Source organism: Acidovorax sp. (assembly GCF_046341535.1).
GTDB lineage: Bacteria > Pseudomonadota > Gammaproteobacteria > Burkholderiales > Burkholderiaceae_C > Acidovorax.
The window spans coordinates 1-16,939 of the sequence record NZ_JBKDRI010000060.1; the positions used below are offsets into that span (position 1 = coordinate 1).

Below are 16,939 nucleotides of genomic sequence, written 5' to 3' on the forward strand. Positions count from 1 at the left end.
CGGTCCCAGTGTTGCCAATTGCCAACGCCAGGTAACCGGTGGTGTGCCGGTGGACCAAGGTGGCAAGGGCTTGCACCGAGTGCTGCAGGCGATTGAACCTAAAAACGGCAGTTGATCGCTTGTCATCTTGGCGCACACCGCATGGACTCGGGGCTTGCGTTCTTTTCGCAACCTCACCTTTGGGGTGACAGCGCTATGCGCTTGCCAGCACCGCTTTTGGAGCGCCATGCGGCCTTGCCTGGCGCCCCAACAGCAGCGCTGGCAAATGCATCCAACTGCCGTTTTTAGGTTGAAGGGCGGTTGCGCCAGGCAAGCTCTGCATCACTCCTGCGGTCTGTGCTGGCACGTGCTCGGGGAGTCCACGGCCTTGCCTTTCTTGCCAACTGTCAGGCGATTGGTTGTCAAAAGCGCCTTGCGGCCAGTCCCGATCTGAATCTGCGCATCCTCGCGAGGATGGTGCAGAGATTCCCGAGCCTTTGTCAGGCGTCAAGCAAGATGCGCAGCATGCGGCGCAGCGGCTCTGCCGCGCCCCAAAGCAACTGATCGCCTACCGTGAAGGCGCCCACATACTCAGGGCCCATGGCCAGCTTGCGGATGCGGCCCACGGGGATGGTCATGGTGCCGGTCACGGCCACGGGAGTCAGGTCCTGTATGGTGGCCTCACGCGTGTTGGGCACCACCTTCACCCACGGGTTGTCGGCGGCGATCATGGCTTCGATGTCAGCCACGGGAACATCCTTCTTGAGCTTGAATGTCAGCGCCTGGCTGTGGCAGCGCATGGCGCCAATGCGCACGCAGAAGCCGTCCACCGGCACGGCAGGGGCGCTGAAGCCCTCGCCCTGGCCGAGGATCTTGTTGGTTTCGGCCATGCCCTTCCATTCTTCCTTGGACATGCCCCAGCCGTACTCGTCACGGCTCTTTCCGATTCCCAGGTCTTTGTCGATCCAGGGGATCAGCGAGCCGCCCAGCGGTACGCCGAAGTTGGCCGTTTCAGCGGCAGACAGGCTGCGCTGCTTGGCGATGACCTTGCGGTCGATTTCCAAAATGGCGCTCTTGGGGTCGTCAAGCAATGCGCGCACTTCGGCATTCAGGGTGCCGTACTGGGTGAGCAATTCGCGCATGTGCTGCGCGCCGCCGCCCGATGCAGCCTGGTAGGTCTGGGTGCTCATCCATTCCACGAGCCCCGCCTTGTACAGCGCGCCCACGCCCATCAGCATGCAGCTGACGGTGCAGTTGCCGCCGATCCAGTCCTTGCCACCGTGGGCCATGGCGTTTTTGATGACGGGCATGTTGACCGGGTCGAGCACGATGACCGCGTTCTTTTCCATGCGCAGCGCTGAGGCCGCATCGATCCAGTGACCGTTCCAGCCCGCTGCGCGCAGCTTGGGATAGACCTCGTTGGTGTAGTCGCCGCCCTGAGCGGTGATGATGATGTCGCAGCGCTTGAGGGCGTCGATGTTGAATGCGTCCTGCAGCGTGCTTTCGTTCTTGGCCTGTGCCGGGGCCTTGCCGCCTGCGTTGGAGGTGGAGAAGAACAGGGGCTCGATCAGGTCGAAGTCCTTTTCTTGCACCATGCGGTCCATCAACACTGAGCCGACCATGCCGCGCCAGCCGACCAAACCTACCAACTTGCTCATTTCAACGCCCCTTTTCAAATGTACAAACAGTGCCCGACCGGCCTGTCTGCCCCGGCTCGTCTGGGCCAGGGAGGGCGCACGACGATACCGGAGCTGGATCAGCCCTTAATGGTGGTCGTGGTTTTGATCATGGTTACGCGCACAGCCACACCGGCCAGGCTGGCGGGTGCTGAGTTCAGGGCGAACGGGCGGGCGGTAAACATAAGCAAAGATTATAGCTGACGCGCGAAGGCACGGTAGCAGCGGCCTGCAGTGGAGGCTGACCGCCGATGCGCGCGCTTCGGCACGCGCGCCAGTTGCCACGAAAAAGGCGTCCCGAAGGACGCCTCTGGCAGATCAAGCGCGATGGGCTGGGTCGCTCAGCCCAGCGCCTTCAGCACCGCATCCCCCATCTGCGCCGTGCCCACCTTGGTGGTGCCTTCGCTGTAGATGTCGGGTGTGCGCAGACCCTGCGCCAGTACCTTCTGCACAGCCGCTTCGATGCGCTGGGCGGCGGCTTCCTGGTTCAGGCTGAAGCGCAGCATCATCGCGGCGCTCAGGATGGTGGCCAGCGGATTGGCCACGCCCTTGCCTGCGATGTCGGGTGCGCTGCCGTGACTAGGCTCGTACAGACCCTGGTTGCTGCTGTTGAGGCTGGCCGAGGGCAGCATGCCGATGGAGCCGGTGAGCATGGACGCTTCGTCAGACAGGATGTCACCAAACATGTTGCCCGTCACCACCACATCGAACGACTTGGGGGCCTTGACCAGTTGCATGGCGGCATTGTCGACATACATGTGCTGCAGTTCCACATCGGGGTATTGCGCGTGTACCTCGGTCACCACGTCTTTCCAGAACTGGAAGGTTTCCAGCACGTTGGCCTTGTCCACGCTCGTGACCTTCTTGCTCCGCTTGCGGGCGGCCTGGAAGGCGACGTGGGCGATGCGCTCGATCTCGGGCTTGGAGTAGCGCATGGTGTCAAACGCTTCTTCGGCACCGGGGAAGTGACCATCGGTGGCCACGCGGCGGCCGCGCGGCTGGCCGAAGTAGATGTCGCCCGTCAGCTCACGGATGATGAGGATATCGAGGCCCGCAATCAGCTCGGGCTTGAGGCTGGATGCGCCCACCAGTTGCTCATAGCAGATGGCGGGGCGGAAGTTGGCGAACAGGCCCAGGTTCTTGCGCAGGCCCAGGATGGCCTGCTCGGGGCGCAGCGGCCGGTCGAGCTTGTCGTATTTCCAGTCGCCCACCGCGCCGAACAGCACCGCATCCGCCGCTTGGGCCAGCCTGAGGGTGGATTCGGGCAGCGGGTGGCCGTGGGCCTCGTACGCTGCGCCGCCGACCAGGGCGGATTCCATCTCGAACGGGAGGTCCAGCGCATTGAGAACCTTGACGGCCTCGGCCACGATTTCGGTACCGATGCCGTCACCCGGCAAAACTGCGATCTTCATTGTTGTTTGCTCTTATTTTGATAGCTATAAAAGCACGAATGACGTGCGTAACAGCCTAATTGTGATAGGAATATTGGCTAGGAAACCATGGAACGCGCCAGCCAGGGCTTGGTCGCCAGGCGCTGGGCCTCAAAAGCCTTGATCTTGTCGGACTGGCGCAGGGTCAGGCCGATGTCGTCAAAGCCGTTGAGCAGGCAGTACTTGCGAAAGGCCTGTACGTCGAACGGGATCTCTTGGCCCTGGGGCTTCACGATGACCTGGCGCTCCAGGTCGATCGTGAGCTGGTACCACGGGAAGGCCAGCACGTCATCGAACAGCTGGGCCACGGTGGCCTCGGGCAGCACGATGGGCAGGAGGCCGTTCTTGAAGCAGTTGTTGAAAAAAATATCGGCGAAGCTGGGCGCGATGATGGCGCGAAAGCCATACTGGTCCAGCGCCCAGGGCGCGTGCTCGCGGCTGGAGCCGCAGCCAAAATTCTTGCGCGCCAGCAGGATGGATGCGCCCGCGTAGCGCGGCTGGTTCAGCACGAAATCGGGGTTGGGCTTGCGCTGGGATTCTGGAATGCCCGGCTCGCCGTGGTCCAGGTAGCGCCACTCGTCAAACAGGTTCACGCCGAAGCCGGTCTTTTTGATCGACTTGAGGAATTGCTTGGGGATGATGGCGTCGGTATCGACGTTCTCACGGTCCATCGGGGCCACCAGGCCCTGGAGTAGGGTGAATTTCTGCATGGGGCTTTGCTGACTACCTGTTGGCGGCGCGCTCGATGGCGCCTCCGGCCCGCTGCACGTCCTGGCCCACGCCCTTGACGGTGTTGCAGCCCGCCAGTGCAAAGGCCAGCGCGAGGGTGATAAAGGCGATCGACTTGTTCATGATGGCTCCTTGGTTGACTTTCAGGCAAATTGGCGGATGTCCACGAAGTGCCCGTGCACAGCGGCAGCCGCTGCCATCGCGGGGCTGACGAGGTGGGTGCGGCCGCCAGCGCCCTGGCGGCCTTCAAAGTTGCGGTTGCTGGTGGATGCGCAGCGCTCGCCGGGCTCCAGGCGGTCAGCGTTCATGGCCAGGCACATGCTACAGCCGGGTTCGCGCCACTCAAAGCCAGCGGCCTTGAAAATCTCGTGCAGGCCTTCGCGCTCGGCCTGCTCCTTGACCAGGCCTGAGCCTGGCACCACCATGGCCAGCTTGACATTGCTGGCCACCTTGCGGCCCAGGCTTTTCACCACGGCGGCGGCTTCGCGCATGTCTTCGATGCGACTGTTGGTGCAACTGCCGATGAACACCTTGTCGATGGTGATGTCGTTGATCGGCTTGCCGGGGGGCAGCCCCATGTAGGTCAAGGCGCGCTCGATCGCGCCGCGCTTGTTGGCGTCTTTTTCCTGGTCGGGATCGGGCACGCGGGCGTTCACGCCCAGCACCATTTCGGGCGAAGTGCCCCAGGTGACCTGCGGCACGATCTCGGTCGCGTCGAGCTTGACCACGGTGTCGAACGCCGCGTCGGCGTCGGAGTGCAGCGTCTTCCAGTAGGCGACCGCCTGGTCCCATTCCACACCCGTGGGCGACAGGGGGCGGCCCCTGACGTATTCAATGGTCTTGTCGTCCACGGCCACCAGGCCCGCACGCGCGCCGGCCTCGATGGCCATGTTGCACACCGTCATGCGGCCTTCCATGCTCATGGCGCGAAAGACGGAGCCTGCAAATTCAATGGTGTAACCGGTGCCGCCAGCCGTGCCAATCTTGCCGATGATGGCCAGCACCACGTCTTTGGGCGTCACGCCGTGGGCCAGTGTGCCATCGACCTGCACCAGCATGTTCTTGGCCTTTTTGGCCAGCAGGGTTTGCGTGGCCATCACGTGCTCGACTTCAGACGTGCCAATGCCGTGGGCCAGTGCGCCGAACGCGCCGTGCGTGCTGGTGTGGCTGTCGCCGCACACCACCGTCATGCCGGGCAGGGTGGCGCCGTTTTCGGGGCCGATCACGTGCACGATGCCCTGGCGTTTGTGCATGAACGGAAAGAACGCCGCTGGCGTGATCTGCGCCATGTTGTCGTTCAGCGTGGTGATCTGTTCCTTGCTGATCGGGTCGGTGATGCCGTCGTAGCCGTTTTCCCAACCCGTGGTGGGCGTGTTGTGGTCGGCTGTGGCCACGATAGAGCTCATGCGCCAGACCTTACGGCCGGCTTCGCGCAGGCCTTCAAAAGCCTGCGGGCTGGTTACCTCGTGGACGAGGTGCCGGTCGATGTACAGGATGGACGTGCCATCGTCTTCGGTGTGGACGACGTGCTCGTCCCAGATTTTGTCGTACAGGGTGCGTCCCATGGCGAGGCTTTCTTGGTGGTCAGGTGGCTGTGAAATTTTAGAGTTGCGCGTGGCGCGCAGACGCAGTGTTGGCGGTGGCGGCTTGCGCTTGCGGCGGCGCGCCCGGGGTCAGGTGCTCCACCAGCAGGCGTGCGGTGACGGGCAGGGCATCGAAGTCGCGGGCCACCACGCGCAGCTCGCGGCAGGCCCAGGGGTCGGTCAGCGCGATGGCGTGCAGGCGGCCCACGCTTTGCATCAACGCGAAGGCGCGGTCGGGCAGCAGGCCCACGCCCAGGCCGCGGTCAATCATCCGGCACATGGCATCAAGCCCGGTCACCTGGATGCGCTGGCGCAGTGTGCGCCCGGCCGCAGCCGCCGAGGCGCGCATGGCCAGGCTGATACTGCTGTTGGCGTGCAGGCCGACGATGTCCCAGTCCAGCACTTCTTCGAAGGCAATGATCTCGCGGTCGGCCAGCGCATGGTCTTGGGGCACCACCAGCATCAGTCGGTCGCTGCGATAGGGGCGGCTGTGCAAACGGGCCAGCGAGCGCTGGGAGGCTGCCATAGCGCCCGGTGGCTCCACCGGGCCCGCGTCAACGGGGGGCGATCCCGGAAGGGTGCCGACATGGCCCAGATGGCAGATGCCGATGTCGGCAGCGCCCTCCTGCACGGCCTGCAGCACGGCGCTGGAGAGGTGCTCCTGCAGGTCGATCTTGATCTGGCTGTGCAGCCGCGTGAAGGCGCCCAGGTCTTCGGGCAGAAACTGGAAGATGGCGGAAATGTTGGCGTGGATGCGGACATGACCGCGCACGCCGTCGGCGTATTCGCTGAGCTCGCCCTGCATCCGCTCCAGGCCGAACAGCACGGTGCGCGCATGGTGCAGCAGGCTCTCGCCTGCCGGGGTCAAGGTCACGCCGCGGCTGTGGCGGTACAGCAGTGGCGTGTCCACGGCGGTTTCCAGGTCTGACAGGCGCTTGCTGACGGCCGACGCCGCAATGAACTCGCGCTCCGCAGCGCGGCCGATGCTGCCCAGCTCACACACCGCCACAAACAGCTGCAGCGAAGTCAGGTCGATACGGCGCGCAAAGTTGCGCTCGGAGCTTTTCATGGGGGCGCGAGGCTTCTTCTTCAGCGAAGGTTCTCTATTTTCCTATTGGTTTAACCACTTTGTCATCGTGAAACGCGATGGCTTGAATCGCTGAAAAGTCGTTTTTCGGGTGTGGGGCAGACCGTCAGACCGGGTGTGTTCAGCGAAATGGACGGTCAAATACCCCGCTCGCGCAATTGTTTGTAGTACTGGCAGCTATCAATATAATAGCGAAATGCTTTTGCATGACGGTGCTGGAGTTTGGGCCGGGGGGCAGCTTGCGTCATGACGGGAGTGATCTTGTGGGGCAGCCTCAGGGCCCACACGGTTGCCCAAGGGGCGCCAGCGGCACGGGTTGGGCAGGCCGCCCCTGGCCCTCGGCTCTTTGCCGTGGCCGATCATGCCGCCAGGGTGCTGCCGTGCTCAGGCACGCTTGCCGGCCAATGAAGCTCGTGCGCAATGCGCTGGCGGAGGTGGTCGGCCGCGCTCATTTCGCCGTGCACCACAAACACCTGGTCGGGCGCATGCCCCATGCTTCGGAGCCACGCGATGAGCTGGTTGCCATCGGCATGCGCTGACGCCGAGGACAGCTTGACCACCTCGGCGCTCACGCTCACGTCCTGGCCGTGGATGCGGATGCTCTTTTCACCCTCGGCCAGCCGGGCGCCGCGGGTGCCGGGTGCCTGGTGCCCGGTCAGGATGATCATGTTGCGGTGATCGCCGGCATACAGTGTCAGGTGGTGCAGCACGCGCCCGCCTGTGGCCATGCCGCTGGCCGCCAGGATGACCATCGGCCCATGCAGGCGCGCCAGCGCCTTGGACTGTTCTGTGGTCTGCACCATGGTGGCGCCGTGCTCCATGGCTTTCACTTCGCGCGCGCTGAGGCGGTGCTCCCCCAGGTGGTGCTGATAAAGCCCCGTGGTGCTGACCGCCATGGGGCTATCGAGAAACACCTTCAGCGATTTGGGTACCACGCCTTGCGCCTTGAGCAGGCCGATGGCGTGCAGCACCAGCTGCGCGCGGCCCACTGCGAAGACAGGCACCACCGCCACGCCACCACGGGCTGCCAGGCGTTGCAGGGTGGGGCCCAGCTCCTCCAGCAGGTTTTCTGGCGGATGCAGGCGGTCGCCGTAGGTGGACTCGATCAGCACCGTATCGGCCATAGGTGGTGCGTCCGGCGGGTTCATCAGCAGGTCGTCCGGTCGCCCCAGGTCGCCCGAGAAAAGGATGCGCCGCCCGCCGACGTGCAGCAGCAGGCTGGCCGCGCCCAGGATGTGTCCGGCGGGCGAGAACGTCGCGCGCCAGCCCGGCAGGGGCTCGAACGCCGCGTTCATGTCGTGCACTTTGAACTGGCGCAGGCAGTGCAGCGCATCCAGCCGGGTATACAGCGGCAGGGCAGGGCGGTGGGTGCTGAGCTGGTGGCGGTTGAGAAAAGCGGCGTCTTCCTCTTGCAGGTGTCCGCTGTCGGGCAGCAGGATGGCGCAGAGGTCGCGCGTGGCTGGCGTGGCGTGGATGGCGCGGGTGTAGCCATCACGCGCCAGCAGGGGCAGATAGCCGCTGTGGTCCAGATGGGCGTGGGTCAGCACGACGGCATCCACCTGCCCTGGGGTCACCGGCAGGGGTTGCCAGTTACGCAGGCGCAGCTGCTTGTACCCCTGGAACAGCCCGCAGTCCACCAGCAGGCTTTTCCCGGCGTGCCGCACCAGGTACTTGGAGCCCGTGACCGTGCCCGAGGCTCCCAGAAAAGTGATGTTGACGTCCATGGCGGATCCTTGGGTGATAACGACTGCGGGCAGCACGCCACCGGGACGGCGGCGAGGGCAGGTCATCCTACTGCGCGACGCGCTGTGATGTCGCGGGCAAGGCGGTGTTCCTTGCTTCAAGTCAAGATCGAACGGAATGGCTGTGGGTGCGAGGCCGTGAGCCAGCGCGTTGGAGTACGCAAGCTTGGATGCGCTGCACTCTGAGCCTCAAAACGGCAGTTGAAGCCCTGACAACCGCGTAAATGGTTGTTCCGCATGGAGTTTTCTGTTGCTTCAAACTCACTCGTTTGGAACTGCTCCACAGTCACCGGAAACCTTCGAAAACCCGCATGGATATTGAGTTTCAGCTGTTTTCAGATGGAGCCAACTGCCGTTTTTAGGCGGAGTTGCCCTGTTCGGCGCGCGCCTGCGCGAAGAGCCCCAGGGCTGCGAAAAAAAACCGCCCGGGCCACAAGGCTGCGGGCGGTGGGGCTGGCATGGGCCTTCAGGGCCCGCTGCGCGGTCAGCTAAAGAAGTTCTTCAACCGGTCGGTCCAGCTATCACCGCTGGGCGAGTGGCGGGCGCCCCCCTTCTTGAGCGAGTCTTCCAGCTCGCGCAGCAGCTTGCGCTGGTACTCGGTCAGCTTGACCGGTGTTTCGACGGCGATGTGGCAATACAGATCGCCCGGGTAGCTGGCGCGCACGCCCTTGATGCCTTTGCCGCGCAGGCGGAACTGCTTGCCCGCCTGGGTGCCCTCGGGGATGTCGATGGCTGCCTTGCCTTGCAGCGTGGGTACCTCGATCTCGCCGCCAAGCGCCGCCGTGATGAAGCTTACGGGCACCTGGCAGTGCAGATCATCGCCGTCGCGCTCGAAGATGTCGTGCTTCTTCAGGCGGATTTCGATGTACAGGTCACCCGGCGGGCCGCCATTGGTGCCGGGCTCGCCGTTGCCCGTGCTGCGGATGCGCATGCCATCGTCGATGCCGGCCGGGATCTTCACTTCCAGCGTTTTTTGTTTCTTGATCTTGCCCTGGCCTTGGCAGGTGGTGCAGGGTTCGGGAATGATCTTGCCCGTGCCCCGGCAATGCGGGCAGGTCTGCTGCACGCTGAAAAAGCCCTGGCGCATCTGCACCGTGCCCGCACCCTGGCAGGTGGTGCAGGTCTTGGCGCTGGTGCCAGGCTTGGCACCGCTGCCGTGGCAGGTATCGCAGGTGTCCCACGACGGAATGCGAAGCTGCGCATCTTTGCCGCGGGCCGCGTCTTCGAGCGTGATCTCCATCGCGTAGCTCAGATCGCTGCCGCGGTAGACCTGGCGGCCACCCGCGCCGCGACGTCCGCCCTGCTGGCCGAACATGTCGCCGAAGATGTCGCCAAATGCCTCTGCAAAACCGCCGAAGCCTTCAGCCCCTGCGCCGCCGGGGCCGCGCATGTTCGGGTCTACGCCTGCATGGCCATACTGGTCGTAGGCGGCCCGCTTTTGCGGGTCAGAGAGCATCTCGTAGGCCTCCTTGGCCTCCTTGAACTTCTCCTCGGCGGGTTTGGCGGCATCACCCTGGTTGCGGTCAGGGTGGTACTTCATCGCCAGCTTGCGATAAGCCTTCTTGATCTCTTCATCCGAGGCGTTTTTGGGAACGCCCAGGATTTCATAAAAGTCTCGTTTGGACATGGTCATTCAGAACCCAGTTTGAACGGGAACGCCGCGCAGCCCCTCGGAGCAATGCGCGGCGGCTCGGGTCAACGGGGGCTGGCTCAGCCCTTCTTGACTTCCTTGACCTCGGCGTCCACCACATTGTCATCGTGAGCGGGCTTGGCTGACGCGCCGCCCGAAGCACCTGGGGCGTCCGCACCGCCAGCGGCCTTCGCGGCCTGCGCCGCCTGGGATTCGGCGTACATCTTTTCGCCCAGCTTCTGACTGGCGGCCATCAGCGCAGTGGTCTTGTCGTCGATTGCAGCCTTGTCTTCACCCTTGAGCGCTTCTTCCAGGGCCTTCACGGCAGCGGTGATCGCGTCCTTTTCTGCGGCATCGAGCTTGTCGCCATGCTCGGCCAGGCTCTTGTTGACGCTGTGCACCGCAGCCTCGCCCTGGTTGCGGGCCTGCACCAGCTCCAGTTTCCTTTTGTCATCAGCTGCGTTGAGCTCGGCGTCCTTCACCATCTTCTGGATTTCTTCCTCGGACAGCCCCGAGTTGGCCTTGATGGTGATCTTGTTTTCCTTGCCGGTGCCCTTGTCCTTGGCGCCCACGTGCAGGATGCCGTTGGCGTCGATGTCAAAGGACACCTCGATCTGAGGCAAACCGCGGGCCGCCGGTGGAATGCCCTCCAGGTTGAACTCGCCCAGCAGCTTGTTGCCCGAAGCCATCTCGCGCTCGCCCTGGAAGACCTTGATGGTCACCGCAGGCTGGTTGTCATCGGCCGTCGAGAAGGTCTGCGCGAACTTCGTCGGGATGGTCGTGTTCTTGGTGATCATCTTGGTCATGACGCCGCCCAGGGTTTCGATGCCCAGCGACAGGGGGGTCACGTCCAGCAGCAGCACGTCCTTGCGGTCGCCCGACAGCACCTGGCCCTGGATCGCGGCACCCACTGCCACGGCTTCGTCAGGGTTCACGTCCTTGCGGGGTTCCTTGCCGAAGAATTCCTTGACCTTCTCCTGCACCTTGGGCATGCGCGTCATGCCGCCCACCAGGATCACATCATGGATGTCGGACACCGACACGCCAGCGTCCTTGATCGCCAGGCGGCACGGCGCAATGGTGCGCTCGATCAGCTCGTCCACCAGCGCTTCGAGCTTGGCCCGGGTCAGCCTGATGTTCAGGTGCTTGGGGCCAGACGCGTCGGCCGTCACGTAAGGCAGGTTGATGTCGGTCGAAGCCGAGTTTGACAGCTCGATCTTGGCCTTTTCGGCGGCTTCCTTCAGGCGTTGCAGGGCCAGAACGTCGTTCTTGAGGTTGACGCCGGAATCCTTTTTGAACTCGTCAATGATGTAGTCGATGATGCGCTGGTCAAAGTCTTCGCCACCCAGGAAGGTGTCGCCATTGGTGGACAGCACTTCGAACTGCTTTTCGCCATCCACGTCGGCGATTTCGATGATCGATACGTCGAACGTACCACCACCCAGGTCATACACGGCGATCTTGCGGTCGCCCTTTTCCTGCTTGTCCAGGCCAAAGGCCAGGGCCGCAGCGGTGGGCTCGTTGATGATGCGCTTGACTTCCAGGCCCGAAATGCGACCGGCGTCCTTGGTGGCCTGGCGCTGGGCGTCGTTGAAGTACGCGGGCACGGTGATCACGGCCTCGGTCACGGGCTCGCCCAGGTAGTCCTCGGCGGTTTTCTTCATCTTGCGAAGGATGTCGGCAGACACCTGCTGGGCCGACAGCTTCTTGCCGCGCACTTCCACCCAGGCGTCGCCGTTGTCGGCCGCCACGATGGTGTAGGGCATCAGGTCGATGTCCTTTTGCACTTCTTTTTCGGTGAACTTGCGGCCGATCAGACGCTTGATGGCAAACAGCGTGTTCTTGGGGTTGGTCACGGCCTGGCGCTTGGCCGAGGCACCGACCAGGATCTCGCCGTCTTCCTGATACGCCACGATGGAGGGCGTGGTGCGCGCGCCTTCGCTGTTTTCAATCACACGGGTCGAATTGCCCTCCATGATGGAAACGCAGCTGTTGGTGGTGCCCAGGTCAATGCCGATGATTCTTCCCATGATTTTTCTCCGAATTTTGGAATGGTTTGGATGATTGGTAACTTGTGGATAACTTGCTTGGCTTCAAGTCGTCCCTCTCGATTTATCTGATGCAGATCATTTTGGGGCGGTGACCGTGACCAGTGCCGGGCGCAGCACGCGCTCGGCAATCACATAGCCCTTTTGCAGCACGGCGACCACGGTGTTGGGCTCCTGATCGGCCTCTACCACGCTGATGGCCTGGTGCTGGTGGGGGTCGAACTTGACGCCTGCGGCGGGGTTGATGGCTAGGACCTTGTTGCGCTCCAGGGCGGAGGTGAGCTGGCGCAGGGTGGCATCGGCGCCTTCGCGCAGCTGCTCTGGCGTGGCTTCCTTGATGGACAGGGCGGCGTCCAGGCTGTCTGCCACCGGCAGAAGGCTTTCGGCAAAACTCTCGATCCCGAACTTGCGGGCCTTGGACACTTCGTCTTCAGCCCGGCGGCGGGCATTTTCGGCCTCGGCCTTGGCGCGCAGGAACTGGTCGGCCAGATCTGCGCTCTTGGCCTTGAGCTCGGCCAGTTCATCTTGCAGACGGGCCATTTCGTCCGAGGCGTGCGCAGCCATCGCTGCTTCGACTTCTTCGGGGGGCGTTGCGCTCTGAGGGAGGTTCGTTTCGCTTTGATCGGACATGATTTTTTGGAGTTGAAGAGGGCGAGTACGCGCGGCATATGCGGGGCTTGCGGCGAAATTCAAGCCCCCATGTGGGGTCTTGGTCATCCCGGCGCACGCTGGTGCCGTATATCGCCGGTGCTCCGGATATCTGCGCGGCCTGGGATTTTGCAAGTGCCACAGGATGTTTTGCCCTGCGCGAGCTCAAGCAGTGCCGCCGTTTTGCCAGCCAAGTGTACAAGCACGCAAAGTCAAGGATATAATTTCCGGCTTTGCCTTGCCACACCGCACGATCCGTTCGGGTCGGGACGCAACGGGTGGTCTTATCCAAAAGGAGTATGCATGCGTCATTACGAAATCATTTTGTTGATCCATCCGGATCAAAGCGAGCAGGTTCCAGCGATGCTGGAGCGCTACAAGGGCATGATCACCGCGGGCGGTGGCAAGGTGCACCGCGTGGAAGACTGGGGCCGTCGTCAACTGGCGTACCTCATCAACAAGCTGGCCAAGGCACACTATCTGTGCGTGAACGTCGAAGCCGACCAGGCCGTGATGGCTGAACTGGAGCACGCCTTCAAGTTCAACGACGCCGTGCTGCGCCACCTGACGGTTCAAAAGAAGAAGGCCGATACGGGCCCGTCTTCGATGATGAAGACTGTGGAGCGCGAAGAAGCCCGCAAGGCCAACCAGGCGGAATACGCCACGGCGGGCGGCGAGCGTGGTGAGCGCCAGGACCGCGGCGACCGCTGATCCGTATTCCTCGTTGGAGTGGAGAACCGCGTAGCCCTGACAGCCCGTATTGCAGAGGCCGAGCCCCTGCGATGCACGCCCGCCGGATTGCCCGCCATCACGCTGCGACTCGAACATGAGTCCCGGCAAATCGAGGCAGGCGCTCCCCGTGAAGTCAGGGCAGCCATGAAGGCGATTGCTTTTGGAGCAATGGCCGAGCGCCTGGCAAGGAAAAACATTGGAAGTCTCTGGACTTTCACTGGTTTTCTGGCCAACCCGCGCAATGGCAAGACCGCAGTGCTGCACATCCAGGATATTCAACAAAATTAATTTTCTAAGGGGTCCGCAATGGCCACGTTCAAGAAGTTCAACAAAGACAAGCGCCCAAAGCGCAACACCCAGTCCCTGCTGTTCAAGCGCAAGCGCTTTTGCCGCTTCACGGTGACGGGCGTTGAAGAAATCGACTACAAGGATGTCGACACGCTGCGCGATTTCATCGCCGAGAACGGCAAGATCATCCCCGCACGCCTGACCGGCACGCGTGCGATCTTCCAGCGCCAGCTGAACACCGCCATCAAGCGCGCCCGCTTCCTGGCCCTGGTGCCTTACAGCGACCAGCACAAGATCTAAGGAGCACAACCCATGCAAATCATCCTGCTCGACAAGGTTGTGAACCTCGGCAACCTCGGCGAAATCGTCAAGGTCAAGGACGGCTACGCCCGTAACTTCCTCATCCCTTCGGGCCGCGCTCGCCGCGCCACCGAAGCCGCCAAGGCGGAATTTGAAGCCAAGCGCGTTGAACTGGAAAAGGCCGCTGCTGCCAAGCTGGCGGACGCCCAAGCCCAAGGCGAAAAGCTGTCCGGCACCGTGGTCAAGCTGACCCAGAAGGCCGGCGTGGACGGCCGTCTGTTTGGCTCCGTGACCAACCATGACATCGCCGAAGAGCTGAACAAGCAAGGCTACAAGGTTGTCAAGGCCCAGGTCCGCATGCCCAATGGGCCCATCAAGACCGTGAGCGAGTCCACCGTGAGCGTGGCCCTGCACACCGACGTGGTGGTGGACGTGACCGTGACGGTGCTCGGCGAAACCGCCTGATCGCCCGGCAACAGCCACGAAGCAAAGCCGCCATCGGGCGGCTTTGTTGTTTTTGCCCGCGCCACAGCGGGTGCTCGCCCCGGTCATACACGGCTGCCCACTGGCATTTCACCCGTTATCCACAGACTTGTGCAATGACGATGCGCCCGGCTGGCGATAGCATCGACGGTTGGCCGAGCGAGGCATTCGTCGAGTCCGTGTGGATTGCGTTGCGGTGCGTGTTAAAGGATTTATGTCTGCTGTCTTCCCCCCCCTTGACGACGGTTTTACCCCGGTGCCAGACCGTGAAATCGCCAGGTTGCGCGTGCCGCCGCATTCCATCGAGGCCGAGTCGAGCGTCCTGGGCGGGCTGCTGCTGGACAACAATGCGTGGGACCGGGTGGGCGACCTGCTGGTGGAAAGCCACTTCTACCGCCACGAGCACCAGATGATCTTCACGGCCATCGGCGCGCTGATCAACGCCAGCAGGCCGGCCGATGTGATCACGGTGTTTGAGCATCTGACCAACCTGGGCAAGGCCCAGGAAGTAGGCGGCCTGACCTACCTGAACAACCTGGCCCAGTACGTACCCAGTGCCAGCAATATCCGCCGGTATGCCGAGATCGTTCGCGAGCGGGCCATCCTTCGCAAGCTGGTCACGGCCAGCGATGAGATCGCCACCAACGCTTTCAGCCCACAGGGCAAGACGGTCGAGCGCATCCTGGACGAAGCCGAGTCCAAAATCTTTGCGATTGGCGAAGAAGGTTCGCGCACCAAGCAGGGCTTCCAGTCGCTCGACACGCTGGTGATTGACCTGCTCGACCGCGTTCAGGAGATGGCCGACAACCCGTTGGACGTGACCGGCGTGCCCACCGGATTTTTAGACCTCGACCGCATGACCAGCGGGCTGCAGGCGGGCGATATGGTGGTGCTGGCCGCACGCCCCTCCATGGGCAAGACATCGCTCGCGGTGAACATTGCAGAGCATGTGGCGCTCAACGAGGGGCTGCCGGTGGCCATCTTCTCGATGGAAATGGGTGCGGCTCAGCTGGCCGTTCGTATCGTGGGCTCGATCGGACGGGTCAATCAGGGCAACCTGCGCACCGGCAAGCTGACCGACGAAGAATGGCCGCGCCTGACGGAAGCCATCGAGAAGCTGCGTACCGTGTCGCTGCACATCGACGAAACGCCGGGCCTCACGCCAAGCGAACTGCGCGCCAATGCGCGCCGGCTTGCGCGGCAGTGCGGCAAGCTCGGCCTGATCGTGGTGGATTACCTGCAACTGATGAGCGGATCGGCATCGTCGGGCTCCGACAACCGGGCCACCGAACTGGGCGAAATCTCCCGGGGCCTGAAGATGCTGGCCAAGGAACTGCAGTGCCCGGTGATCGCGCTGTCGCAGCTCAACCGCAGCGTCGAGACCCGTCCGGACAAGCGGCCGATGATGAGCGACCTGCGGGAGTCCGGCGCCATCGAGCAGGACGCCGACGTCATCATGTTCATCTACCGCGATGACTACTACACCAAGGACTCCAAGGAGCCCGGTGTGGCCGAGATCGTCGTCGCCATGCAGCGCAACGGCCCGGTCGGCACGGTCAAGCTGACCTTCCTGAAGCCTCTGACGCGCTTCGACAACCTTGCGGCGGACGCGGCGTCGGAGTACTGAGTCTTACTTGAACAGGTCCTTGACCCGGTCGGTCCAGCTCTTCGCGTTGGGAGAGTGGCGCTCGCCGGAGCGCCTGAAGGACTCGTCGAGTTCCTTCAGCAGCTTGCGCTGGGCGTCGGTCAGCTTGACCGGCGTCTCCACGGTGATGTGGCAGTACAGGTCGCCCGGGTAGCTCGAGCGCAGGCCCTTGATGCCCTTGCCGCGCAGGCGGAAGGTCTTGCCGTGCTGCGTGCCCTCGGGCAGTTCGATCTCGGCCTTGGCGCCGAGCGTGGGCACCTCGATCGAGCCGCCGAGTGCCGCCGTCGTCATGCCGACCGGCACCGTGCAGTGCAGGTCGTCGCCGTCGCGCTCGAAGATCTCGTGCGCCTTGATCCGGATCTCGATGTACAGGTCGCCGGCCGGGCCGCCGTTGGTGCCAGGCTCGCCGTTGCCGGCCGAGCGGATGCGCATGCCCTCGTTGATGCCCGCAGGGATCTTGACCTCGAGCGTCTTCTGGCGCTTGATGCGCCCGGCGCCGCTGCAGGTGGTGCAGGGCTCGGGGATGATCTTACCGCTGCCGCGGCAGTGCGGGCAGGTCTGCTGGATGCTGAAGAAGCCCTGGCGCAGGTGCACGTTGCCGCTGCCGTTGCAGGTGCCGCAGGTCTTGGGGCTGGTGCCGGGCTTGGCGCCGCTGCCGTTGCAGGTGCCGCAGGTCTCCCAGCTCGGGATGCGGATCTGCGTCTCCTTGCCGTGGGCGGCTTCCTCGAGCGTGATCTCCATCGCGTAGCTCAGGTCGCTGCCGCGGAAGACCTGCTGGCCGCCCGCGCCGCCGCGCCGGCCGCCCCCGTTGCCGCCGAAGATGTCACCGAAGATGTCGCCGAAGGCCTCGGCGAAGCCGCCGAAGCCCTCGGCGCCCGGGCCGCCGCGGCCGCCGCCCATGCTCGGGTCGACGCCGGCGTGGCCGTACTGGTCGTAGGC

16 protein-coding genes are annotated in these 16,939 nt (G+C 63.5%); 5 read left to right on the forward strand and 11 right to left on the reverse strand.

Annotated features, from left to right (window positions below; translation table 11 throughout):
- Window positions 1-479: 479 nt before the first annotated feature.
- From asd to grpE, 10 genes are all read right to left on the reverse strand, one after another.
- On the reverse strand, window positions 480-1,637 hold the full coding sequence (gene asd / locus ACK543_RS04095; protein WP_409941581.1) for an aspartate-semialdehyde dehydrogenase: 1,158 nt from the start codon (window positions 1,635-1,637) through the stop codon (window positions 480-482).
- 359 nt (window positions 1,638-1,996) lie between these two features.
- Window positions 1,997-3,067 carry a 3-isopropylmalate dehydrogenase gene (leuB, locus tag ACK543_RS04100; RefSeq protein WP_409941582.1) on the reverse strand — a complete coding sequence of 357 codons (1,071 nt, stop codon included), beginning with the start codon at window positions 3,065-3,067 and terminating at the stop codon, window positions 1,997-1,999.
- Between the two features lie 77 nt (window positions 3,068-3,144).
- On the reverse strand, window positions 3,145-3,795 hold the full coding sequence (gene leuD / locus ACK543_RS04105; protein ID WP_409941583.1) for a 3-isopropylmalate dehydratase small subunit: 651 nt from the start codon (window positions 3,793-3,795) through the stop codon (window positions 3,145-3,147).
- Between the two features lie 13 nt (window positions 3,796-3,808).
- A complete protein-coding gene (locus ACK543_RS04110) occupies window positions 3,809-3,937 on the reverse strand; it encodes an entericidin A/B family lipoprotein (RefSeq protein ID WP_409941584.1) in 129 nt (42 codons plus the stop codon).
- A 20-nt stretch (window positions 3,938-3,957) separates the two neighbouring features.
- On the reverse strand, window positions 3,958-5,379 hold the full coding sequence (leuC, locus tag ACK543_RS04115; protein WP_409941585.1) for a 3-isopropylmalate dehydratase large subunit: 1,422 nt from the start codon (window positions 5,377-5,379) through the stop codon (window positions 3,958-3,960).
- Window positions 5,380-5,416: 37 nt separating this feature from the next.
- Window positions 5,417-6,466, reverse strand: a complete 1,050-nt coding sequence (locus tag ACK543_RS04120; RefSeq protein WP_409941586.1) for a LysR family transcriptional regulator — start codon at window positions 6,464-6,466, stop codon at window positions 5,417-5,419.
- A 377-nt stretch (window positions 6,467-6,843) separates the two neighbouring features.
- On the reverse strand, window positions 6,844-8,208 hold the full coding sequence (locus ACK543_RS04125; protein WP_409941587.1) for an MBL fold metallo-hydrolase: 1,365 nt from the start codon (window positions 8,206-8,208) through the stop codon (window positions 6,844-6,846).
- A 502-nt stretch (window positions 8,209-8,710) separates the two neighbouring features.
- Entirely contained in the window at window positions 8,711-9,853 is a 1,143-nt protein-coding gene (dnaJ, locus tag ACK543_RS04130; protein WP_409941588.1) for a molecular chaperone DnaJ, read from the reverse strand.
- Between the two features lie 83 nt (window positions 9,854-9,936).
- A complete protein-coding gene (dnaK, locus tag ACK543_RS04135) occupies window positions 9,937-11,886 on the reverse strand; it encodes a molecular chaperone DnaK (RefSeq protein WP_409941589.1) in 1,950 nt (649 codons plus the stop codon).
- A gap of 96 nt (window positions 11,887-11,982) precedes the next feature.
- Window positions 11,983-12,534, reverse strand: coding sequence for a nucleotide exchange factor GrpE (gene grpE / locus ACK543_RS04140; protein ID WP_409941590.1), 552 nt, complete (start codon window positions 12,532-12,534; stop codon window positions 11,983-11,985).
- A gap of 321 nt (window positions 12,535-12,855) precedes the next feature.
- On the opposite strand from grpE, the gene rpsF reads away from it, so the two are divergent.
- From rpsF to dnaB, 5 genes are all read left to right on the forward strand, one after another.
- Entirely contained in the window at window positions 12,856-13,263 is a 408-nt protein-coding gene (gene rpsF / locus ACK543_RS04145) for a 30S ribosomal protein S6 (protein WP_409941591.1), read from the forward strand.
- Between the two features lie 18 nt (window positions 13,264-13,281).
- Window positions 13,282-13,572 (forward strand): primosomal replication protein N, encoded by a 291-nt coding sequence (gene priB / locus ACK543_RS04150; protein ID WP_409941592.1) that lies wholly within the window; start codon window positions 13,282-13,284, stop codon window positions 13,570-13,572.
- A gap of 18 nt (window positions 13,573-13,590) precedes the next feature.
- A complete protein-coding gene (gene rpsR, locus ACK543_RS04155) occupies window positions 13,591-13,872 on the forward strand; it encodes a 30S ribosomal protein S18 (protein ID WP_005795932.1) in 282 nt (93 codons plus the stop codon).
- Window positions 13,873-13,884: 12 nt separating this feature from the next.
- Window positions 13,885-14,337 carry a 50S ribosomal protein L9 gene (rplI, locus tag ACK543_RS04160; protein ID WP_409941593.1) on the forward strand — a complete coding sequence of 151 codons (453 nt, stop codon included), beginning with the start codon at window positions 13,885-13,887 and terminating at the stop codon, window positions 14,335-14,337.
- A 232-nt stretch (window positions 14,338-14,569) separates the two neighbouring features.
- On the forward strand, window positions 14,570-15,982 hold the full coding sequence (dnaB, locus tag ACK543_RS04165) for a replicative DNA helicase (RefSeq protein WP_409941594.1): 1,413 nt from the start codon (window positions 14,570-14,572) through the stop codon (window positions 15,980-15,982).
- 3 nt (window positions 15,983-15,985) lie between these two features.
- On the opposite strand, the gene ACK543_RS04170 is transcribed toward dnaB, so the two are convergent.
- Window positions 15,986-16,939: molecular chaperone DnaJ (locus ACK543_RS04170; RefSeq protein WP_409941595.1), on the reverse strand; the 954-nt coding region annotated here is incomplete at its 5' end.